The sequence below is a fragment of the Streptomyces sp. SAI-127 genome (genome assembly GCF_029894425.1).
Taxonomy (GTDB): Bacteria; Actinomycetota; Actinomycetes; order Streptomycetales; family Streptomycetaceae; genus Streptomyces.
Genome location: NZ_JARXYJ010000001.1, coordinates 8,988,853 through 9,009,725, shown reverse-complemented (window position 1 = coordinate 9,009,725; position 20,873 = coordinate 8,988,853). Strand labels below are relative to the sequence as shown.

Annotated in this window: 18 protein-coding genes; 12 read left to right on the top strand and 6 right to left on the bottom strand. The window is 69.9% G+C overall.

Translation table 11 applies throughout. The features are described 5' to 3' along the window. The first annotated feature begins 39 nt into the window (after positions 1 to 39). The 4 genes from M2157_RS41390 to M2157_RS41375 all read left to right on the top strand — a co-directional run bounded on the left by M2157_RS41390 (position 40) and on the right by M2157_RS41375 (position 5,285). On the top strand, positions 40 to 867 hold the full coding sequence (locus M2157_RS41390) for a DUF3152 domain-containing protein (RefSeq protein ID WP_280867709.1): 828 nt from the start codon (positions 40 to 42) through the stop codon (positions 865 to 867). Positions 868 to 898: 31 nt separating this feature from the next. Beyond that, entirely contained in the window at positions 899 to 3,859 is a 2,961-nt protein-coding gene (locus M2157_RS41385; protein ID WP_280867708.1) for a S8 family serine peptidase, read from the top strand. Further along, a complete protein-coding gene (locus M2157_RS41380) occupies positions 3,843 to 4,253 on the top strand; it encodes a hypothetical protein (protein WP_280867707.1) in 411 nt (136 codons plus the stop codon). Before M2157_RS41385 ends, M2157_RS41380 begins: the two co-directional genes overlap by 17 nt. Before the next feature lie 207 nt (positions 4,254 to 4,460). After that, positions 4,461 to 5,285 carry an SAM-dependent methyltransferase gene (locus tag M2157_RS41375; protein WP_280867706.1) on the top strand — a complete coding sequence of 275 codons (825 nt, stop codon included), beginning with the start codon at positions 4,461 to 4,463 and terminating at the stop codon, positions 5,283 to 5,285. Positions 5,286 to 5,304: 19 nt separating this feature from the next. Here M2157_RS41375 and M2157_RS41370 read toward each other — a convergent pair whose 3' ends face one another. Both M2157_RS41370 and M2157_RS41365 read right to left on the bottom strand, forming a co-directional pair. Then, on the bottom strand, positions 5,305 to 6,141 hold the full coding sequence (locus M2157_RS41370; RefSeq protein ID WP_280868341.1) for a helix-turn-helix transcriptional regulator: 837 nt from the start codon (positions 6,139 to 6,141) through the stop codon (positions 5,305 to 5,307). 180 nt (positions 6,142 to 6,321) lie between these two features. Then, positions 6,322 to 7,602: an MFS transporter gene (locus M2157_RS41365; protein WP_280856000.1), complete on the bottom strand. Its 1,281-nt coding sequence runs from the start codon at positions 7,600 to 7,602 to the stop codon at positions 6,322 to 6,324. 194 nt (positions 7,603 to 7,796) lie between these two features. Here M2157_RS41365 and M2157_RS41360 point away from each other — a divergent pair, with 194 nt between their 5' ends. Beyond that, on the top strand, positions 7,797 to 8,696 hold the full coding sequence (locus M2157_RS41360; protein ID WP_280867705.1) for a S1 family peptidase: 900 nt from the start codon (positions 7,797 to 7,799) through the stop codon (positions 8,694 to 8,696). A gap of 31 nt (positions 8,697 to 8,727) precedes the next feature. Here M2157_RS41360 and M2157_RS41355 read toward each other — a convergent pair whose 3' ends face one another. Further along, a complete protein-coding gene (locus M2157_RS41355; protein WP_280867704.1) occupies positions 8,728 to 10,167 on the bottom strand; it encodes a tannase/feruloyl esterase family alpha/beta hydrolase in 1,440 nt (479 codons plus the stop codon). Between the two features lie 318 nt (positions 10,168 to 10,485). On the opposite strand from M2157_RS41355, the gene M2157_RS41350 reads away from it, so the two are divergent. Further along, entirely contained in the window at positions 10,486 to 11,973 is a 1,488-nt protein-coding gene (locus M2157_RS41350) for a PHB depolymerase family esterase (protein WP_280867703.1), read from the top strand. A gap of 170 nt (positions 11,974 to 12,143) precedes the next feature. Next, positions 12,144 to 12,818 carry a polysaccharide lyase family 7 protein gene (locus M2157_RS41345; protein WP_280856004.1) on the top strand — a complete coding sequence of 225 codons (675 nt, stop codon included), beginning with the start codon at positions 12,144 to 12,146 and terminating at the stop codon, positions 12,816 to 12,818. Positions 12,819 to 12,841: 23 nt separating this feature from the next. Here the strand turns inward: M2157_RS41345 and M2157_RS41340 are convergent, their stop codons facing one another. Next, positions 12,842 to 13,270 (bottom strand): secondary thiamine-phosphate synthase enzyme YjbQ, encoded by a 429-nt coding sequence (locus tag M2157_RS41340; RefSeq protein WP_266524271.1) that lies wholly within the window; start codon positions 13,268 to 13,270, stop codon positions 12,842 to 12,844. Positions 13,271 to 13,600: 330 nt separating this feature from the next. On the opposite strand from M2157_RS41340, the gene M2157_RS41335 reads away from it, so the two are divergent. The 4 genes from M2157_RS41335 (at position 13,601) to M2157_RS41320 (ending at position 17,535) form a co-directional block, all read left to right on the top strand. Beyond that, positions 13,601 to 14,524, top strand: coding sequence for an ABC transporter permease (locus M2157_RS41335; RefSeq protein ID WP_280867702.1), 924 nt, complete (start codon positions 13,601 to 13,603; stop codon positions 14,522 to 14,524). Next, on the top strand, positions 14,497 to 15,315 hold the full coding sequence (locus M2157_RS41330; protein ID WP_280867701.1) for an ABC transporter ATP-binding protein: 819 nt from the start codon (positions 14,497 to 14,499) through the stop codon (positions 15,313 to 15,315). The genes M2157_RS41335 and M2157_RS41330 overlap by 28 nt, the downstream gene beginning before the upstream one ends. 44 nt (positions 15,316 to 15,359) lie before the next feature. Continuing rightward, positions 15,360 to 16,385 carry an ABC transporter substrate-binding protein gene (locus tag M2157_RS41325; protein ID WP_280867700.1) on the top strand — a complete coding sequence of 342 codons (1,026 nt, stop codon included), beginning with the start codon at positions 15,360 to 15,362 and terminating at the stop codon, positions 16,383 to 16,385. A gap of 73 nt (positions 16,386 to 16,458) precedes the next feature. Beyond that, positions 16,459 to 17,535 (top strand): NAD(P)-binding domain-containing protein, encoded by a 1,077-nt coding sequence (locus tag M2157_RS41320; protein ID WP_280856008.1) that lies wholly within the window; start codon positions 16,459 to 16,461, stop codon positions 17,533 to 17,535. Positions 17,536 to 17,548: 13 nt separating this feature from the next. Here the strand turns inward: M2157_RS41320 and mltG are convergent, their stop codons facing one another. Further along, positions 17,549 to 18,397, bottom strand: coding sequence for an endolytic transglycosylase MltG (gene mltG, locus M2157_RS41315; RefSeq protein WP_280867699.1), 849 nt, complete (start codon positions 18,395 to 18,397; stop codon positions 17,549 to 17,551). A 62-nt stretch (positions 18,398 to 18,459) separates the two neighbouring features. Further along, positions 18,460 to 20,295: an ABC transporter ATP-binding protein gene (locus M2157_RS41310; RefSeq protein WP_280856010.1), complete on the bottom strand. Its 1,836-nt coding sequence runs from the start codon at positions 20,293 to 20,295 to the stop codon at positions 18,460 to 18,462. Between the two features lie 94 nt (positions 20,296 to 20,389). Here M2157_RS41310 and M2157_RS41305 point away from each other — a divergent pair, with 94 nt between their 5' ends. After that, on the top strand, positions 20,390 to 20,827 hold the full coding sequence (locus M2157_RS41305) for a MarR family transcriptional regulator (protein ID WP_280856012.1): 438 nt from the start codon (positions 20,390 to 20,392) through the stop codon (positions 20,825 to 20,827). Positions 20,828 to 20,873: the final 46 nt, after the last annotated feature.

Below are 20,873 nucleotides of genomic sequence, written 5' to 3'. Positions count from 1 at the left end.
GGCCAGGTCCGATCACATGGCGATCACATCGTGATCACCGTGACAGCGCACAAACGAAACCCCGCCGGCCGCCGTCGCCGGAAGCACTCCGAGCGGAGTGTGAAGAGCCAACTGATGGGCGGCCTGGCCGCGTTGGTGGCCTTCGCGGCCGTCGGTGGCGCGGTGGTGGCGTGGCTGCCGTCCGACGCGAGACGCACGTCCGCGGCTCCCTCACCCGTGGCGAGTCCGGAGCCTCGAAGGCCCGCCGAGTCACCGGAACCGGAGGAGTCCGGCGCTCCTCCCAGCCCCTCCACGACTCCCCTCCCCCAGAGCGGTCCGGGGACCTTCGTCACCGCGCCCGGCGGGAGCGGGCGGGTCGGCAAGGGCACGCCCCTGCGCTACCGGGTCGAGGTGGAGAAGGGCATCACGATCTCCCCCGAGGACGTCGCCGCGCAGGTGGAGCGGACCCTGGCCGACCCGCGCGGCTGGACGGCCGACGGCCACTCGGCGTTCCAGCGGGTGTCCAGTGGCCCCACCGACTTCCGGGTCCGCCTCGCCACCCCGGCGACCGTCGACAAGATCTGTGCCGCGGGCGGTCTCGACACCGGTGGCAAGGTCAACTGCAGCGTTGATCACGACGTGATGGTCAACCTCAGACGCTGGGTGCTGGCCACCGAGTTCTATCCGAAGGACGTCGTCGGGTACCGCTCGCTGATCATCAACCACGAGGTGGGCCACTTCCTCGGCCACGGCCATGTGACCTGCCCCGGCAAGGGACAGCCGGCCCCCGCGATGATGCAGCAGATCAAGGGCCTGCTCGGCTGCGTCCCCAATGTCTGGCCGTACGACAGCGACGGCCGTCTCCTCACGGGCCCCTCCGTCCCGTGACGCATTGATCCCCCAACTGTCAGGAGTGCAAATGGAGTTACGCGTACGCCGCAGACATGCGGCCATGGCCGCGGGAGTCGCGTCCGTGACGCTGGTCCTGGCCGGTCTCCCGGCCGGCGCGGGAGCCGTCGACACCGGGGGCAGTCGTACGGCCGCCGCGGTACGGACGGTCACGCTGGTCACCGGCGACCGGGTCCTCGTCGGCCACGAGGGCCGGGTCTCCGGAGTGGAGCGGGCACCGGGCCGAAAGAACGTGCCGTTCTCGATCCGGGAGGTCGCCGGACACACCCGGGTGATTCCCGGCGACGCCGAACTGCTGCTCGCCCAGGGGAAGTTGGACGCGAGGCTGTTCGACGTGACCCAGCTGCTCAAGGACGGTTACGACGACGCGAGCCGGTCCGACGTACCGCTGATCGTCACGTTCAAGGGCCGGAAGGCGCCCTCGATGAGCCCGTTCACCGAGGCCGGGGCCCGGATGGGCCGAACGCTGCCCGTCGTCAACGGCAAGTCGATGCGTTCCGTCAAGAAGCGGACGGCCGACTTCTGGGACACCGTCACCACGGAGGAGTCCGGGGCCGTCGAGAAGGTCTGGCTGGACGGCCGGCGCAAGGCCTCGCTCGACAAGAGCGTCCCGCAGATCGGCGCACCCACCGCGTGGGCCGCCGGGTACGACGGCGCCGGGGTGAAGGTCGCCGTCCTGGACACCGGAGTCGACACCTCCCACCCCGATCTCGCGGACCAGGTGGTCGAGGAGAAGGACTTCTCGGGCTCCGACGGTACCGGCGACAAGTTCGGACACGGTACGCACGTGGCGTCCACCGTGGCCGGCACCGGCGCCAAGTCCGGGGGCAAGTACAAGGGGGTCGCGCCGGGCGCGAAGATCCTCAACGGCAAGGTCCTGGACGACACCGGCTTCGGCTCGGACTCCGGGATCATCGCCGGCATGGAGTGGGCGGTGGCCCAGAAGGCGGACGTCGTCAACCTCAGCCTCGGCGGCACCGACCTGCCGGGCACCGACCCGATGGAGGAGGCCGTGAACCGGCTCTCCGCCGAATCCGACACGCTCTTCGTCGTGGCGGCCGGGAACGAGGGCGAGTTCGGCGAGGGCACGGTCGGCTCGCCCGGCAGCGCGGACGCCGCGCTCACCGTGGGCGCGGTCGACAAGTCCGACGCGCTCGCCGACTTCTCCAGTCGCGGCCCGCGGGTCGGGGACAGCGGCGTCAAACCGGACCTGACCGCGCCCGGTGCCGAGATCACGGCAGCGGCGGCGGCCGGCAGCCTCATCGAGAAGGAGTACCCCTCCGGCGTCCCCGGCTACGCCACCCTCGACGGTACGTCCATGGCGACCCCGCATGTCGCGGGCGCCGCCGCCCTCCTCGCCCAGCAGCATCCCGACTGGAGCCGCGAGCGTCTCAAGGCGGTCCTCACCGGCTCCGCGAAGCCGGGGACGTACAGCTCCTTCCAGCAGGGCACCGGCCGTACCGATCTGGTCCGGGCGCTGGAACAGAACGTCGTCACCGAGCAGGGGCCGCTCGACTTCGGCGAGCAGCAGTGGCCGCACGCCGACGACAAGCCGTCCACCAGGCAGCTCACCTACCGCAACCTCGGCACCGAGCCGGTCACCCTCGACCTGTCCGTCGACGCCTTCGCGGTGGACGGCAAGCCCGCCGCCGAGGGCATGTTCAGCGTGTCCCCGCAGCGGATCACCGTCCCGGCGGGCGGCACCGCGAGCGCCGAGGTCACGGCGGACACCCGCGCGGGGAGCGCCGACGGCAGCTTCGGCGGTTCGGTGCAGGCCACTTCGGCCGACGGCGAGGTCCAGGTGCGGTCCGCCGTTGGTGCGGCGCGCGAGGTGGAGTCGTACAGCCTGACGCTCAAGCACATCGACGAGAACGGCCGGCCGACCGGGGACGCCGCCACCTCCGTCGCCGATTTCGACGGCGACTTCTACGCCGAGTACGCCGACGAGCAGGACGGCGAGCTGACGGTACGGCTGCCCAAGGGCGACTACATCCTCAGCGGGGTCGTCCACCCGGAGACCTCGTCGCCCGCCCACGGCATTCTGGTGGAGCCGAGGTTCCGGCTGGACGGCGACAAGACCGTCACCGTGGACGCCCGGCAGGCGAAGCCGGTGGACATCACCGTGCCGGACCCGACGGCCGAGGGCACGGACGCCACCGTCCTGATCGGCTTCGGGCGCGGCGAGGGCAAGCGTGATGGTTCACTCCAGTACCTGATGCCGAGCTTCAAGGGCTCGCGGTTCGGGCGGCTGGGCGGCGGGGAGCCCGTGGGCGGTCTCAACGCCCTGTACTCCGGCGGCTGGAGCGGCCGGGGCGCGGACGGCGACCGGGTCAACTACCACGCGGCCTGGTTCCGGGAGGGCAGCCTGGACGGCTTCACCGCCAAGGTCGGGCGGAAGCAGTTGGCGAAGGTCGACCTCCAGGTGGGCGAGGCGGTCGACGGCCGACGCGTCCAGGCCGAGGTGAGCCCGCACCTGCCCGACGGCGAACTGGTCTTCGGCTTCACCGACATGCGGGGCGACCTGCCGTTCCGGAGCACCGAGTACATCCTCGACAACGGTGTGAAGTGGTCCATGCGCACCTGGCAGGTCTCGGGCGAGGCCGAGGAGTCGGTGTTCGAGAACTTCCTGATGAGGATGCCGCAGACCTGGAAGGCCGGTCACAGCTACCGGGAGCGCTTCAACGTCGGCGTCTTCGGCCCGGCCCTGCCCGGCACCGGACAGCTCGGACCGGCCAGGGGCTTCCCCGGCGTCGCCCGCACGGGGAACACCGTCAGGGCGTATGTCCCGCTGTTCGGCGACGGCGCCGGACACTGGGGCACCAGCAACACCACAGAGGTGACGACCAGGCTGGAGGCGAAACGGCAAGGAGATCGCCGACGACTACGGCATCCCTCCGACCGACGGGCTCACCGAGTACACGGTTCCGGCAGAGGACACCGCGTACAAGCTGACCGTGGACAACTCCCGTGACCCGGGCGTGTATCCGGTCAGCACCCGGGTCCGTGCGGAGTGGACCTTCCGCTCGGCGAAGACCCCGGAGGACGAGTTCACCGGACTGCCGCTGTCGACGGTCCGCTTCAGCCCCGACCTGACCCTGGCCAGTACGGCGAAGGCGGGCAAGCGCTTCGAGGTGCCCTTCACCGTCGAGGGCGCGGCGGCGGGACAGCGCCCGGCGAAGCTCGCCTTCCAGGTGTCCTACGACGAGGGGAAGACCTGGCAGACGGCCAAGTCCGTGGGCGGCACGCACCTGTCGCTGAAGCACCCGGCGACGGCAGGCTCCGTCTCCCTGCGCGCGGAACTGACGGACCGGGCGGGCAACACCCTGTCCCAGACGATCGAAAGGGCCTACCTGACCACCCCGTAACCCCTGTACGCACCTGCCCGGGACAGCCTCGCAGCTGTCCCGGGCAGTCGTGCTCACCTGGGCGACCGGGACCCAACAGGCGGCGGATCCAGGCCTGTTGGGGCCGATGATTCACATGAGGTGAGCTGCGGGGATTAACGTGGACGTCCACGACCGGTGTTCGAACCGTTCGGCGGGTTTCCCCGTCGCGCACACGCAGGAGCGTTCATGGCTGATCAGGCAGAGAACTCCGAGCAGTCCGAACAGGAGGCCTTGCCCAAGATCGACACCTCTGTGCCGCAGTCGGCCCGGATCTGGAACTACTGGCTGGGCGGCAAGGACAACTACGAGGTCGACCGGGTGGCCGGTGACGCCTTCCGCGAGATCTTCCCCGGCATCGAGACCGGCGCCCGCGCGGCGCGGTACTTCCTCGCCCGCGCCGTCCGTCATCTGGCCGGTGAGGAGGGCATCCGGCAGTTCCTGGACATAGGCACCGGGCTGCCGAACGTCGACAACACCCACCAGATCGCCCAGCGGGTGGCCCCGGAGTCCCGGATCGTCTACGTGGACAACGACCCGCTGGTGCTGGCCCATGCCCGCGCGCTGCTGACCAGCACCTCGGAGGGGGTCACCAACTACGTCGACGCCGACCTGCGCGACCCCGCCACGATCCTGCGGGAGGCCGGGAAGACCCTGGACTTCGACAAGCCCGTCGCCCTCATGCTGATGGGCATCCTCGGCCACATCGAGGACCACGACGAGGCGTGCTCGATCGTGCGGGAGCTGGTGGCCGGGCTGCCCTCCGGCAGCTTCCTCGTGCAGTACGACAGCACCGCCACCAGCGAGGCCTACGTCCAGGCCATCCAGCAGTACAACGAGGGCGGTTCGATCCCCTACATCCTCCGCAGCCCCGAGCAGCTCGCGCGCTACTTCGACGGACTGGAACTGCTCGAACCGGGCGTGGCGTCGTGCTCGCGCTGGCGCCCCGACACCGAGGCGTTGGGCCTTCCCGCGGAGGTGCACCAGTACGGCGGTGTGGCGCGCAAGAGCTGAGACCGCTCCCGGCGTGAGGTCAGGTCTCCTGGAGGATGCGGTGCAGGATCGTGGGCGTCTCGTCCGGTGACTCGGCCTCGACCGCCAGGCGGTTCATGGCGTCCCAATAGCACTCGATCTCGGCGGGACGGTCGGGATAGAGGCCGGTGGCGAGTTGTTCGAGGTAGACGACGTCGGGCAACTCGCTGCCGGGCAGCCGCACGATGGTGATCGGGCCGCCCTCGGCCGAGTGGCCGCCGGAGAGGAACGGCAGGATCTGGACGGAGACCTGCGGGAACCGGCAGATGTCGATGAGATGCCTGAGCTGGGCGCGCATCGTGGAGCTGCCGCCCACGGGCCGCCGTAGCGCCGCCTCGTCGAGCACCGCCCAGAGCCTGGTCGCCGGCTGCCTGTGCAGGATCCGCTGCCGGGACATCCGTAACGCGACACGTCGTTCGATCTCCTCCGGCGACGCGTCCGCGTGGGCCAGCCGGAGGGCGGCACGGGCGTAGTCGGGGGTCTGCAGCAGGACGGGAACACGCTGGACCTCGAAGCAGCGGACGAGACTCGCCGCCTGTTCGGCCGCGAGGTAGTTCTGCATCCAGGCCGGCACCACATCGTTGAAGTACTGCCACCAGGCAGGGGTGTTGGACTCCTCGACCAAGGCCAGCAGGGTGGCGCGTTCGGCCTCGCCCGCCACGCCGTAGAGAGTGAGCAGATCCTCCACGTCCCGCAGCTTGACGCCGTGACGGCCGGCCTCCATACGACTGATCTTCGACCGTGAGCCGCGGATGGCATGCCCGGCATCCTCACGGGAGACCCCCCGCTCCTCCCGCAGCCTGCGCAGCCGCGCGCCCAGCAGCAGCCGCGGCACCATGGGCCCGGCCGACCGCCCGCCCAGGATCACGCTGTCGATCGGTGTTCCTGCGGACCTATGGGCACCCATGGGCACTTCTCCCTGCGGTGGAACGCGACTGTGCACACGTACAGACACTGCGAGTTGCCATCGTAGGGGCTCACGGCCCGGCTCGGATCGGATCGGGACCCGGAAGCGGGCCTACGCGCTGTCGGCCGCCGCGGTGCTCGGGGTCGGACCGCCCCGGGTGCCCGCCGTGCCCGAGCTGCCGAACCGGATGCCCTTGGCCTCCTTGCCGACGGCGCTCAGCACGATCACCACGGCCAGGGCCGGTACCACGGTCCACGCCATCGCCGCCGGGTAGCCGTGCCGTTCGGCGAGGGCTTCCTGGATGGGCAGGTTGAGGGCGGCGATCAGGTTCCCGAGCTGATAGGTGACACCGGGGTAGAAGCCGCGGATCGCGTCCGGGCTCATCTCGGTCAGGTGCGCCGGGATGACACCCCAGGCTCCCTGGACGCACATCTGCATCAGGAAGGAGGAGAGCATCAGCCAGCCCACGGTCGTCGACAGCACGAAGAAGGGCACCACGACCAGACCACCGGCCGCCGCGATCATGATCGTGCGACGGCGCCCCAGCCTCTCGGAGAAGGCACCGAGCAGCGCGCCTCCGATCATGGCGCCGATGTTGTAGACGACGGCGATGGCGATGGAGGTGTCCGGGGACAGACCCAGGCCCTTCTTGACGAAGGTCGGATAGATGTCCTGAGTGCCGTGCGACATCCAGTTGAAGGCGGTCATCAACGCCACGAGGTACACGAAACGCTTCAGCACGGCCGGGTCCCTGAACACCTGGTACGCGGGGGTGCGGTTGAGCTTGACGCTCTTCTCCCACACCTCGCTCTCCTCCACCCGGCTGCGCACCCACAGGGCGACCAGGGCGGGCACCAGGCTGAAGGCGAACAACCCGCGCCAGCCGAAGACGGGTTCGATGACGAAGAACGCCACGGCGGCGAGCAGATATCCCAGCGAGTAGCCGCTCTGCAGGAGGCCCGACCAGAAGCCGCGCCGCTCGGCGGGGATCTTCTCCATCGCGAGAGCCGCGCCCAGGCCCCACTCGCCGCCCATGCCGATGCCGTACAGCAGACGCAGCACCAGCAGCACGGCGTAGTTGGGCGCGAAGGCGCAGGCGAATCCGACGATCGAGTAGAAGACCACGTCGACCATGAGCGGGAGCCGGCGGCCACGGCGGTCCGCCCACATGCCGAAGACGAAGGCCCCGACCGGACGCATCACGAGGGTGGCGGTGGTGAGGAAGGCCATGTCGGTGAGGGAGACATGGAAGTCGTCGGCTATCTCGCTGTAGACCAGGACCACCAGGAAGTAGTCGAACGCGTCCATCGCCCATCCCAGATAGGCGGCGACGAACGCGTTGCGCTGGTCCTTGGTGAGCCCCTTCGCCTGTTCCCGAACGGTATTCAGCATTCCGGCCCTTCCCACGGTTCCGCAGGTGAGGTTAGGTCCGGGCACCAAGACGAACAACGCATGCCGAGCAAAGCGAGAGCCACAATTGTCCCAAGCCGACGGCCCGTTCATCGGCCGAAGGCCGTCTACCCGTACCGGGCGCGGCCGGACACACTGAAGCGTCGGCCGCGGCCCTGCGCCCTCGGGAGGCTTCAGTGATCAGAGCACGCCGAAACGGCACCAGACGTCCACGGCTGATCGCCTCGGTGGTGAGCCTGCTCGTGGCGACCGCTCTCGCGGCGTCCGGCACCAGTGCGGCCGCGGCGCCCGAGACCGACGCGGCACCGGCCTCCGCCGCGGTGTCCGGCGCGGCCTCGGCCGTCGGGTCCCTGGGAATCGCCGGGACGTCCTGGGCCGTCGACGAGCGCACCGGGAAGCTGCGGGTACTCGCCGACTCCGCGGTCGCCGACGCGGACCTGGCCAGAATCCGCCGGGCCACCGGGCAATTCGCGGGCGCCGCGACCCTCGAACGGCTCGACGGTCGGCTGCGCACCCTCCTGTCGGGCGGCGACGGCATCCACACGGCCGGCCGGCGCTGCTCGGCGGGGGTCAACGTGCGCAGCGGCTCCACGTACTACTTCGTCACCGCCGGTCATTGCACCGACGGCATGCCCACCTGGTACACCAGCTCCGCCATGACCACGATGGTCGGCCCCACGACCGGCACCAGTTTCCCCGGCGACGACTTCGGTGTCGTCCGGTACTCCAACCCGGCGGTACCGCACCCCGGCACCATCGGAACCGTCGACGTCACGGGGACCGCGACCGCCTACGTCGGCCAGAGCGTCTGCCGCCGGGGAGCGACCACCGGCGTCCACTGCGGCAGGGTCACCGCGCTGAACGCGAGTGTCAACTACGGGGACGGAACCGTCGTCACGGGCTTGATCCAGACCAACATCTGCGCCGAGCCGGGCGACAGCGGCGGCCCGCTCCACGCCGGCGACAAGGTCCTCGGCATCCTCTCCGGCGGCTCCGGGAACTGTGCCTCGGGAGGGACCACCTACTACCAGCCGATCCAGGAAGTGCTGGCCGCCTACGGGCTGTCCGTGTACTGACGAGGCGTTGGACCCCGGCAGGATCAGCAGGTCAGAGATGGCCGCCATGCCCTCGAGCTCCCAGGGAGCAGCTGTTCACCAGGGTCGCGGTTTCCGCCCCGGCGGGCAGGGCCACGGTCCGGGAGGCGGGCGGCCGCCGGCCTGTGCCGAGCCAGCGTTCGAGAGCCGTGAACGCCGTGCGGTAGCAGGGCGCGAGGGGACGCAGCCGGTCCGGGAACACGTCGGCCAGGGCATCGGTGTGGGTGCCGCCCTCGATGCGGTAGTAGCGGTACAGACCGCCTCGTCCGGCGTCGCGCACCATACGGGCGTAGACATCGGAGTCCTGGCTGATCGGCAGCAGGACGTCCAGGGTGCCGTGCAGGGTGATCAGCGGCTTGCCGATCCGTCCGGTCAGGGCGATTTTCGCCACGGCCCGCCTCACCTCGTCGGGACGCGTCGCGTATTCGTAGTCGGTGTCGCAGGCCGGTGTCCCCGTCGTGCAGTACGGCGTACCCGCCTCTGTCGCCCCGTCGAAACCGGGGTCGAGCTCCTCGCGGTAGATGCGCTGGGTCAGGTCCCAGTAGACCTGGTGGTGATACGGCCAGAGGAACTCCGACCCGGCCGGGAACCCCGCGGCGTGCAGGGCCTCCCGCGCCTCCCGGGCGCGTCCGCCCCCGGCGGCGTACACCGGGTAGTGGCGCAGCGCCTCGGGCAGGAAGTCCAGCAGGGTGGGCCCGTCGGGGCGCCACAAGGTGCCCTCCCAGTCGACTCCGCCGTCATAGAGCTCGGGACGGTTCTCCAATTGCCAGCGCACCAGGTATCCGCCGTTGGACATGCCGGTCACCAGGGTGCGCGAGGGCGGACGGTGGTAGCGCGCGGCGACCGTGACCCGGGCGGCTCGGGTGAGCTGGGTGAGCCGGGCGTTCCACTCGGCGATGGCGTCACCCGGCGTCTTCCCGTCCCGGTAGAAGGCGAGGCCGGTGTTGCCCTTGTCGGTGGCGGCGTACGCATAGCCGCGGGACAGCACCGAGTCGGCGATGGCCCGGTCGTTGGCGTACTGCTCACGGTTGCCGGGGGTGCCGGCGACCACCAGGCCGCCGTTCCACCGGTCGGGCAGCCGGATGACGAACTGCGAGTCGTGTCTCCAGCCGTGGTTGGTGTTCGTGGTGGAGGTGTCGGGGAAGTAGCCGTCGATCTGCATGCCCGGAACTCCGCCGGGGACGGCCAGGTCCTTCTGTGTCAGCCCGGCCCAGTCGGCCGGGTCGGTGTGCCCCGACGCGACCGTGCCGGCCGTGGTCAACTCGGCCAGACACGCCACCTGTTGACGCTCGGCCCCGGGCACGCGCAACTGCGCCTGGTGCGCGCAGTGCCCGCCCGGATTTCCCGATGCGGCGGTGGCGGACGTGGGAGTGAGCACGAGAGCAGCCACGGCGAGGGCCGTGGGAACGCGGTGTTGCCAGGAGCCTGACGGAGAGCTGGGGGACAGACGCATCAGTGTGCCTCCGAGGACGCTGCAGGGATGCGCGGGAGACTAGGGCGCCCCACCCGCCTCAGACATGGGTCGGCCAACCACCGTCGGCCTTACGGCGATGGTGCGGGACACCACCCCGGACCGGGCGGCAGGTCCTGCCCGGCCGAGCGCGAGAGCGATTATGGGCGGCCGTCACACAGCGCTTCCCTCGGTCCTGGCTGTTCAGCCCATGCCAAGGCCGGCGGACGCGCCCCGATGATGCACGGCAACCGACCAACGGGCCCGGCCGTGCATCAGGAGCCCGTGCATCAGGAGCCCGTGTATCAGGAGGCAGTCGTCATGGGACCGTCGCATCCTCCGTTCCGCTTCACGAAGGGCCGCAGCCTCGTCAGAGGCATCCGCCGCCGGGTCGCCGCCGCCGCGGGCACCCTGGCCCTCACAGCCGGCCTGGTCGCCATGGGCCCGCAGGCGTCCGCCGCGGGCCTGACCCAGGTCACCGGCTTCGGCACCAACCCCGGCAACCTGTCCATGTACGCCTATGCGCCGGACGCCCTGCCGTCCGGCGCCCCGCTCGTGGTCGCCCTGCACGGCTGCACCCAGAGCGCGAGCGACTACTACGCCCACTCCGGCTGGCCGAAGTTCGCCGACCGCTACGGCTTCGCGCTGGTCCTCCCCCAGACGAGCAGCGCCAACAACGCCAACTCCTGCTTCAACTGGTTCGAGCCGGGGGACAGTTCGCGCGGTCGGGGCGAGGCACTGTCGATCAGGCAGATGGTCGACAAGGCCGTCTCGCAGTACGGCAGCGACAGCCGGCAGGTCTACGTCACCGGCCTGTCCGCCGGCGGCGGCATGACCGCGAACCTGCTGGCCGCCTACCCCGACGTCTTCGCGGCCGGCGCCATCGACTCCGGTCTGCCCGCGTACTGCGCGACCACCGTCTCCGCGGCGTACACCTGCATGTACAGCCCACCGGACAGGACGCCCGCCCAGTGGGGCGACCTGGTGCGTTCCGCGGCTCCCGCCGGCACCGCATCTTGGCCGCGCGTCGCGATCTGGCAGGGCTCCGCCGACACCACGGTCCGGCCCGCCAACGCCACCGAGCTGCGCGACCAGTGGACCGACGTGTGGGGCATCGGCCAGACGCCTTCGCGCACCGAAAGCCTGAGCGGGGGCACCACGCTGACCGCCTACGACGACACCTCCGGCCGACCCGCGGTCGAGGTCTACTCGATCGCCGGCATGGCGCACGGGCTCGCGGTCGACCCGGGCAGCGGCACCGAGCAGTGCGGCGCCACCGGCACGTACTACCTCGACACCATCTGCTCCAGCTACCACACCCTGCACTTCTGGGGCCTGGACGGCCACGACCAGGGCACCGGCGCCCTGCCCGCGCCCACGGGACTGACGGTCACCGGGACCACCGGCACCACCGCGGCCCTGAGCTGGAACGCGGTGCCGGACGCGGCCTCGTACAGCGTCTACCGAGACGGCAGGAAGGCGGGCACTACCGGGTCGACCGCCTACACCGACACCGGCCTGACCGCAGGCACGACGTACGGCTACACCGTGGCGGCCGTGGACGCGGCAGGCGCGCCGGGCGCGGTCTCCGGCCCGGTGACCGCATCCACCACCGGGTTCACACCCACGTGTCATACGGCGAGCAACTACGACCACACGGTCGCCGGCCGCGCCCATCAGAGCGACGGCCAGACCTATGCCAACGGCTCCGACGAGCCCATGGGCCTGTGGAACACGTTCACCGGGCACACCCTCGAGCAGACCGCGCCCGGCTACTACGTCGTGGCCGACTCCGGCTGCCCGGCCTGATCCCGAACCTGTCGATACATCGGGTGTATCGGGGAACAGGGACCCGCCTGAATCGCTCTGAATCCACCTCCGTGCACACAAGGTGCGGTCGAAGTCATTGACTCCTCCGATGTATTGGTGTTGCCTCCCGACCGGATCGACCTCCACTCCCGGAACGGAAAGGACGCCCGATGAACAGGAGATCCGTCTTACGGACAGCGGCCGGACTGCTGGTCGGCGGCCCCGCACTCGCCCTCCCCCGGCCCGCCGGCGCGACGGTGGCCGCCGACCCGACCGACGGCTGGAGGCAGACGTCGTTCAGCTACAGCTGGCAGAAGCCCTGGAACCTCGATCTGAGCGAGCGTCACAGCTACAGCGGCGGAGTCCACCGGATGTGGGTGTACGCCACCGACGAGCCCTTCGAGGAGGGCAGTTCCACCGACCCGCGCACCGAGATGCGCTGGAAGGCCGACTACAAGACGGGCGATCACATGTGGGACGCCGACGTCTATCTCCCCTCCGGCTCGGACGGCGCCTCCTTCGTGCAGATCCTGCGGAGCGTCCACCCCTCCGGGACTCCGGCCACCGACATCATGCTCAACGTCTACGACACGGGCGGGGGCACCGTGCGCCGCTACGACGGCACGGTCCTCAAGACTGGGGCCTACAACACCTGGTTCAACGTGAAGATCGCCCACCAGGCGAGCACAGGAACGGGCACGATCAAGGTCTGGTTCGACGACGCCCTGGTCCTGACGGTCGCCGACCGGGGCCCGGCCACCCGCTACTTCAAGAACGGCGTCTACAACCACGGCTCGGGGCGCGTGGAGGCCCGTTTCCGCAACATCCAGTACTGGACGCGGTGATCTCGACGGACCGACAGAGCTGATCAGGAACCGGCAAGGAAGGTGACACGCACCTTCCGTTGAGGATTGTCCCTGTTGGTGTCCACCAGGCACACCGACTGCCAAGTCCCCAGCTCCAGCTGCCCGTTCACCACCGGCAGCGTCGCGTGGGGCGGGACGATCGCCGGGAGGACGTGGTCGCGGCCGTGGCCGGGGCTGCCGTGGCGGTGCTGCCAGCGGTCGTCGGCGGGGAGGAGGGTATGCAGGGCGGCGAGGAGGTCGTCGTCGCTGCCGGCACCGGTCTCGATGAGCGCGACGCCGGCTGTCGCGTGCGGGATGAAGACGTTGAGGAGGCCGTCGCGGCCTGCGGCGACCTCCCTCAGGAAGGCCTCACAGTCGCCGGTGAGGTCGACGATCCGCTCCGACGAACCGGAGGCGACGTTCAGGACTCGGGTGGTGAAAGCGTCTGCCATGCCCCCATCCTCACCCCTGAGGCCGGATTCACTCGTCATTCCTGGACCACCCCGCAATACGGCGGGTCCAGTCCGCGAGACGCCATTGACCGTGGACACGCCGAATGGCTAGCTTCGGCCGCATGTTGCGTTCAGTCCTGCTCACCACGCGCGGTCACATCGACCTGCTGCGGGTGGCCTCCGCCGCGTGTCGCCGCGGCTGCTGACGCCTTCCTCCCCACTTTTCCCGCACCCTCGTTCCGCCGACGGGCACGCACGCTGATCCGTGCCGTGTTCAGGCGGCGTCGAGGCGTGCCCCTCTCCGGTCGCTCTCCCCCTCCGTGGAGCATCATGAGCATCAGCCACGCCCCGCCAGGTTCCCCTGAAACCGACATTCCGGAAACCTCCCACCCGGACGCCGCCGAGCCCACTGCCCCCGGCCCCGTTCCCGACCTCGACCTCGACCTCGACCTCGACCTCGAACCGATCGTCCCCAGCTCCTCCCGCCGCACCCGCGTCCCCCGCTGGCTGCGCCGCACCACCGGTCCGGTCCTGCTGCTGGCGCTGTGGCAACTCCTCAGCAGCACCGGCGTGTTGACCGCCGACGTCCTCGCCTCCCCCGGCCGTATCGCCCAGGTCGCGGGTGATCTGATCTCGGACGGTTCGCTGACCTCGGCGATGACGACCTCGTTGCAGCGGGTCGCGGGAGGACTGCTCCTCGGCGCCCTCATCGGCACCGGACTCGCCCTCGTCTCAGGTCTGTTCCGGATCGGCGAGGACATCGTGGACGCCCCGGTGCAGATGCTGCGGACCGTGCCGTTCGTCGGTCTGATCCCGCTGTTCATCATCTGGTTCGGCATCGGCGAGGCCCCGAAGATCGCCATCATCACCCTCGGCGTGACCTTTCCGCTCTACCTCAACGTCTACGCGGGCATCCGTGGCGTGGACGCCCAGCTGATCGAGGCCGGGGAGTCCCTCGGGCTCTCGCGGTGGGGGCTCGTACGGCATGTCATCCTGCCCGGCGCACTGCCCGGCGCCATGACCGGTCTGCGCTACTCGCTCGGCATTTCCTGGCTCGCGCTCGTCTTCGCCGAGCAGGTCAACGCGGACTCCGGCATCGGCTTCCTGATGGTGCAGGCGCGGGACTTCCTGCGCACCGACGTCATCGTGGTCTGCCTGATCGTCTACGCCTTCCTCGGCCTGCTGGCCGACTTCGTCGTCCGCTCCCTCGAAAGGCTGCTGCTGCAATGGCGACCGACGTTCACCGGCCGGTGAACCACCAGGTGACCGAGAAATCCACGGCTGAGAGTTCCCCTGTCGAGGAGTCCAAGCTTGATGCATCCAAGGCGCAGGCACCCCGCCCCGCGCAGGCCGTGCGCGTCGAAGGGCTGACCCGCTCCTTCGACGGCCGTGCCGTCATCGACGATCTCCGACTCGACGTCCGCGCAGGCGAGTTCGTGGCCCTGCTGGGCCGCAGCGGCTGTGGCAAGTCCACCCTGCTGCGTATCCTCGCCGGACTCGACCGGGACATCGAGGGCACCGTCCTGGTTCCGCGCCGCAAGGCCGTCGCCTTCCAGGCACCCCGGCTGATGCCGTGGAAGAAGGTGTGGCGCAACGTCCTGCTCGGCCTGCCGGGCAAGCCCGCGCGCGCCGTCGCCGACCAGGCCCTGGGGGAGGTCGGCCTGAGCCACCGCACGGACGCCTGGCCCAAGACCCTCTCCGGTGGTGAGGCCCAACGCGCCTCGCTTGCACGGGCGTTGGTGCGTGAGCCCGATCTCCTGCTGCTGGACGAGCCGTTCGGCGCGCTCGACGCCCTCACCCGGATCAAGGCCCAGCGTCTGGTCGGGGAGTTGTGGCAGCGGCGCGGCTGCGCGGTGCTGCTCGTGACGCACGACGTCGAGGAGGCCGTGCTGCTCGCCGACCGGGTCCTGGTCATGGACGAGGGCGTCATCGCGCACGAGCAGACGATCGACCTCGACCGGCCGCGCGACATCGCCGATCCCCGGTTCGCGGAAATCCGAGGCCAGCTCCTGGAGCGCCTGGGCGTCGACACCGCAGCCGCCTGAACTCCCCCCTTTCTACAAGTCAAGTTCCACAGAACGGATCCCCCATGCGACGTCGCCTCGCCCCCGCCGCACTGCTCCTCCCCTTCGCCCTTCTGCTCACCGCCTGCGGCGGAAACGCCACCGCCGGCACGGGCTCCGACACCGACGGCAAGGGCTCGCTCACGCTTAACGTCGGTGACCAGAAGGGCGGTTCGGAGGCGATCCTGCGGGCCGCCGGGGAGCTCGACAACCTCGACTACAAGATCAAGTGGTCGACCTTCACCTCCGGCCCGCCGCTTCTGGAGGCCGTCAACGCCAAGGCCGTCGACATCGGCGGCGTCGGCAACACCCCGCCGGTGTTCGCGGCCGGCGCCGACTCGAAGATCACGGTGGTGGCGGCCTGGCACGGTACGTCGAAGGGTGACGCCATCCTCGTACCGAACGACTCCAAGCTGACCGGTCCGGCGCAGCTGAAGGGCAAGTCCGTCGCCGTGGCGCAGGGTTCGTCCGCCAACTACCAACTGGTCGCCTCCCTCAGGAAGGCCGGGCTCGGCCTGGGGGACGTGAAGGTCAAGTACCTCCAGCCGGCCGACGCCCTGGCCGCGTTCACCTCCGGCAAGGTCGACGCGTGGGCGGTGTGGGACCCGTACACCTCGCAGATCCTCCAGGCGAAGCAGGGTCGCGTGCTGACCACCGGGGACGGCGTCACCAACGGCCTCACCTTCCAGGTGGCGGCGCCGAGCGCGCTGAAGGACAAGAAGAAGGTCGCCGCGATCAACGACTACCTGGAGCGGCTGCGACGCGCCTACAAGTGGGTCTACTCCCACGAGCCGGAGTGGGCGAAGGTCTGGGCGAAGGAGACCGGGCTGCCCGAGGACGTGGCGCTGGCCGCGGTGAAGCGCACCTACACCACCCGGGTCGCGGTGGCGGTGGACCAGCGGCTCATCGCCTCCGAACAGGAGATCGCGGACACCTTCACCGGGCTGAAGCTCATCCCCCGCAAGGTCGACTTCGGCGACTTCACGGACGCACGGTTCAACGGCGACCTCCCGCCGTCCACCGCCACGCCCCGCCCCTCGGAGACGGACTGACACGGTCTGACGACGTCACCGGCCCCTGCGGGCGCGCGGGAAGATCCAGGGCCTCCGCACCGTTGGTAGAAAGGTGAACAACTTCCGCGAGGTCGAGGTAGTCGTCATAGGCGCTGGTCAGGCCGGTCTGTCCAGCGCCTATCACCTGCGCCGGACCGGTTTCGAGCCGGAAGGCGACTTCGTGGTGCTGGACCACTCCCCCGCCCCCGGCGGCGCCTGGCAGTTCCGGTGGCCCTCGCTGACGTACGGCAAGGTCCACGGCATGCACGCGCTGCCGGGGATGGAACTCACCGACGCCGATCCGGAACGGCCGTCGGCGGAGGTGATCGCCGAGTACTTCACGGCGTACGAGCGCAGTTTCGACCTTCGGGTACGGCGGCCCGTCGACGTCCGTGCCGTACGCGAGGGCGACGACGGGCGGCTGCTCGTCGAGACCTCGGACGGGACCTGGTCGACACGGGCGCTGATCAACGCCACCGGCACCTGGGACCGGCCGTTCTGGCCGCGCTATCCCGGCCAGGAGACCTTCCGGGGGCGGCAGTTGCACACCGCGCAGTACCCGGGGCCCGAGGCGTTCGCCGGGCTGCGGGTGGTCGTGGTGGGCGGGGGCGCGTCCGGCACCCAGCACCTCATGGAGCTCGCCCCGTATGCGGCCGCCACCACGTGGGTGACCAGGCGTGAGCCCGTCTTCCGCGAGGGCCCCTTCAGCGAGGACGTCGGCCGGGAGGCCGTGGCGCTCGTCGAGGAGCGGGTACGGCAGGGGCTGCCGCCGAAGAGCGTGGTGTCGGTGACCGGGCTTCCGCTCAACGACGCGGTCCGGCAGGCGATCACGGACGGGGTCCTGGACCGGCAGCCGATGTTCGACCGGATCACTCCCGAGGGTGTGGAGTGGAACGACGGGCGGCATCTGGAGGCCGATGTGATCCTCTGGGCGACCGGGTTCCGGGCCGCCATCGATCACCTTGCTCCGCTGAAGCTGCGCGAGCCGGGTGGCGGGATCCGGGTCGAGGGCACGCGCGCGGTCGCCGACCCGCGGGTCCATCTCGTCGGCTACGGCCCGTCGGCGAGCACCATCGGCGCCAACCGCGCGGGCCGTGCGGCCGTGCGCGACATCAGGCGGCTGCTGACGACGGAACCGGTCGCTGCCTGACGCTCCGTCACCGTCACCCCGCCTTGGCCGACTTCTTCTGGTTGTTGTTGAACTCGGCCACGTTGCGCCGGTGTTCCTCGAAGCTGTTCGTGAAGCGGGTGTCCCCCGGCTTGACCGTCACGAAGTACAGCCAGTCCCCCGGGGGCGGGCTGATCGCCGCGCGCATCGCGTCCTCGCCCGGGTTGTCGATCGGGGTCGGCGGCAGACCCATGCGCTGGTACGAGTTGTAGGGGCTTTCGATCTTGAGGTCGGCGCTGGTCGTTCTCAGCGTGGAGCGGTTCAGCGCGTAATTGATGGTGGAGTCCATCTGCAACGGCATCCCGCGCTCCAGGCGGTTGAAGATGACCCTGGCCACCTTCCCCATGTCGGCCCTGGTCGCGGCCTCCGCCTGGATGATGCTCGCGATGGTGACGGCCTGGTAGACGTTCATCGCGTTGCGCTGGGCGCCGGCCGCGACGGGGGCGCCCTTGAACTTCCGGTTCGCGGTGTCGACCATGAACGAGAGCAGCCCCTCGGGCGTCGTCTTCCTCCCGTTGCGCTCCAGCGGATACGTCGCCGGGAAGAGGTAACCCTCCGGGTTGCCCTCCGCTTCGTTGGGCAGCTTGAGGTGCACCTTGGCCACGGACTTCTTGGCGGTGCCCGGGGGCTGGGCGAGGGCCTTGTCCACGGCGTCGTAGATCTGTCCGGCCCGCCAGCCCTCCGGGATCACCAGCGTGGCGGGCTTCCTCTCCCCCTCGCTCTCCAGGCTCAGCAGCGGTACCGCCACGGCGGTGCCTGCCACGACGGCCCCGGTCGCGATGAGGACGAATCGGCCCCGGCGCGTCAGTCGAATCGTGCTCCGTGGCGGAGTGTTCTTGTGCATGCGGGCACGGTAACCCGCATATCGTCATAAACCAGGCATATCTTCGGCTTGTCGGGTTCGGTTCAGCTGGTCGGTTCCAGCTGTGCGTCCCCGTGTGCAGGGTCCAGTCGGGCGTCCCGGCGTACGAGCTCCGCGTACCGTCCGTCCTGTTCCAGCAGTTCCTCGTGCGTACCGCGTTCGGCCACCCGGCCGGAGTCGAGGACCACGATCTGGTCGGCGTCGCGGATGGTGGACAGGCGGTGCGCGATGGTGAGGGTGGTGCGGTTGGCCGAGAGCGCGTCGATGGCCTCCTGCACGGCATGCTCGGTCCGGGTGTCCAGCGCGCTGGTCGCCTCGTCCAGGATGAGCACGGGCGGGTCTCGCAGAATGGTCCGGGCGATCGCCAGGCGCTGCTTCTCACCACCGGAGAACCGGTGGCCGCGCTCGCCGACCACCGTGTCGTACCCGTCCGGCAGCGAGGCGATGTGCTCGTGGATCTGGGCCGCCCGCGCCGCCTGCTCGATCTCCTCGTCGGTCGCGTCCGGTTTGGCGAACCGGAGGTTGTCGGCGACCGTGGCGTGGAAGAGGTACGTCTCCTGGGAGACGACCCCGATGGCGCGCGCCAGGGTGTCGAAGTCGAGGTCGCGGACGTCGACCCCGTCGAGGGTGACCCGGCCGCCCGTCACGTCGTAGAGCCGCGGGACGAGATAGCCGAGCGTGGACTTGCCGGCGCCGGTCGGGCCGACGACCGCGAGACTGCTGCCCGCGGGGACGTCGATGTCGATGCCGCCGAGTATGGGACCGCGCTTGTCATCGTCGTCGTATCGGAACTCCACGTCCTCCAGGCGGACCTCGCCCTTGACGCGGTCGAGGTGGACCGGGTCCTCCCGCTCGGTGATGTCGATCGGCAGGTCGAGGTACTCGAAGATGCGCTGGAAGAGCGCGAGCGAGGTCTGGATCTGGACGCCGGTCGACAGGAGGCTCACGGCCGGACGGAACAGGCCCTGCTGGAGCGAGACGAAGGCGACGATGGTGCCGATGGAGATGTCCGGGCCGCCGGTCTGGAGGGCGAAGCCCGCGGTCCAGTAGATGATGGCGGGCATCGCGGACATGACGATCCCGATGACGGCCATGCGCCAGCGGCCGGCCATGTTCGACCGCACTTCGAGGTCGACCAGCCCCTCGGACTCGTCGGCGAAGGACCGGGTGAGCGAGTCGGAGCGGCCCATGGTGCGGCCGAGCAGGATGCCGCTGACGGAGAGCGACTCGGTGACGGTCGCGGCCATCGCGGCCATCTGCTTCTGGCGCTGAGTGACGATCTTCTTGCGTTCCTTGCCGACCCGGCGGCTGATCCACACGAACACCGGGAGCAGCAGCAGCGAGACGACGGTCAGGCGCCAGTCGAGGGCGATCATCGCGACGATCGTGGCGATGACGCTGGTCAGGTTGGAGACCAGGGACGTGGCGGTCGAGGTGACCGTGGCCTGCATGCCGCCGATGTCGTTGGCGATGCGCGACTGCACCTCGCCGGTGCGGGTGCGGGTGAAGAACGCGAGCGACATGCGCTGCAGGCGGCCGTAGACCGCGGTGCGCAGGTCGTGCATGACGCGCTGGCCGACCGTCGTGGAGATCAGGGTCTGCAGGACGCCGAAGATGCCGGTGAGGACGGCACTGAGGATCATGCCCAGCGCGAGCAGGCTGAGCAGTCCGGTGCGGCCCTCGGGGATGGCCACGTCCAGCGTTTCCTTCAGCAGGAACGGGGTGGCCACGGTGACGAGGGAGGAGGCGCCGACCAGCAGGCCGACCACGGCGAGCTTGGCGCGGTAGGGCTTGAAGAGCCGGAGGATGCGGCGCACCTGACGGGGTTGGTCGGTCGAGGTGCCCGGGGTGGGGGTCCAGTCGATGTGATCGCGGGGCATGGTCTCCTACGGAGGGTGAGGCGATGAGGACCAGCGGAGCCTAGCTCATTGTTACCTATGCTCACAATGAATTAGGTCCTGATATTGTTCCCGCATGAACACGTCCGATTCCGACAGCCTGCTCGCCGAGCAGTTGCTCAGGCTCACGCGCCGGGTGCACCGCATCCAGAAGCGCCAGCTTCATGAGCGCGGTCTCGGCGTGACTCCGGCCCAGTCCCGGTTGCTGCGCACCCTCGCGCACTGGGAGACGCCACCCCGCATGGCCGATCTCGCGGAGCGGCTGGAGGTGGTTCCGCGTGCGGTGACCACGCTCGTCGACGGGCTGGAAGCGAGCGGCAAGGTGCGCCGGGTGCCCGATCCGGCCAATCGCCGGGTGATCCGCATAGAACTGACCGAGGACGGTCTCAAAACCCTTCAGGGCTTGAGGGATGTGCGCCGGGCCGCCGCGGAGGAGATCCTCGCACCGCTGACGGATGAGCAGCGGGACGTACTCGGCGGATTGCTGGACACGCTGATGGACGGGCAGCACTGACGAACAGGCCGCGGCCACCGCTCCGTACGACGGGAGCGGTGGCCGC

Bases quoted from the DNA above. Each gene is read 5' to 3' on its own strand.
- M2157_RS41385 (WP_280867708.1), top strand. From the start codon at position 899: ATGGAGTTACGCGTACGCCGCAGACATGCGGCCATGGCCGCGGGAGTC.
- M2157_RS41375 (WP_280867706.1), top strand. From the start codon at position 4,461: ATGGCTGATCAGGCAGAGAACTCCGAGCAGTCCGAACAGGAGGCCTTG.
- M2157_RS41370 (WP_280868341.1), bottom strand. From the start codon at position 6,141: ATGGTGCCGCGGCTGCTGCTGGGCGCGCGGCTGCGCAGGCTGCGGGAG.
- M2157_RS41365 (WP_280856000.1), bottom strand. From the start codon at position 7,602: ATGCTGAATACCGTTCGGGAACAGGCGAAGGGGCTCACCAAGGACCAG.
- M2157_RS41355 (WP_280867704.1), bottom strand. From the start codon at position 10,167: ATGCGTCTGTCCCCCAGCTCTCCGTCAGGCTCCTGGCAACACCGCGTT.
- M2157_RS41350 (WP_280867703.1), top strand. From the start codon at position 10,486: ATGGGACCGTCGCATCCTCCGTTCCGCTTCACGAAGGGCCGCAGCCTC.
- M2157_RS41345 (WP_280856004.1), top strand. From the start codon at position 12,144: ATGAACAGGAGATCCGTCTTACGGACAGCGGCCGGACTGCTGGTCGGC.
- M2157_RS41340 (WP_266524271.1), bottom strand. From the start codon at position 13,270: ATGGCAGACGCTTTCACCACCCGAGTCCTGAACGTCGCCTCCGGTTCG.
- M2157_RS41335 (WP_280867702.1), top strand. From the start codon at position 13,601: ATGAGCATCAGCCACGCCCCGCCAGGTTCCCCTGAAACCGACATTCCG.
- M2157_RS41330 (WP_280867701.1), top strand. From the start codon at position 14,497: ATGGCGACCGACGTTCACCGGCCGGTGAACCACCAGGTGACCGAGAAA.
- M2157_RS41325 (WP_280867700.1), top strand. From the start codon at position 15,360: ATGCGACGTCGCCTCGCCCCCGCCGCACTGCTCCTCCCCTTCGCCCTT.
- mltG (WP_280867699.1), bottom strand. From the start codon at position 18,397: ATGCACAAGAACACTCCGCCACGGAGCACGATTCGACTGACGCGCCGG.
- M2157_RS41310 (WP_280856010.1), bottom strand. From the start codon at position 20,295: ATGCCCCGCGATCACATCGACTGGACCCCCACCCCGGGCACCTCGACC.
- M2157_RS41305 (WP_280856012.1), top strand. From the start codon at position 20,390: ATGAACACGTCCGATTCCGACAGCCTGCTCGCCGAGCAGTTGCTCAGG.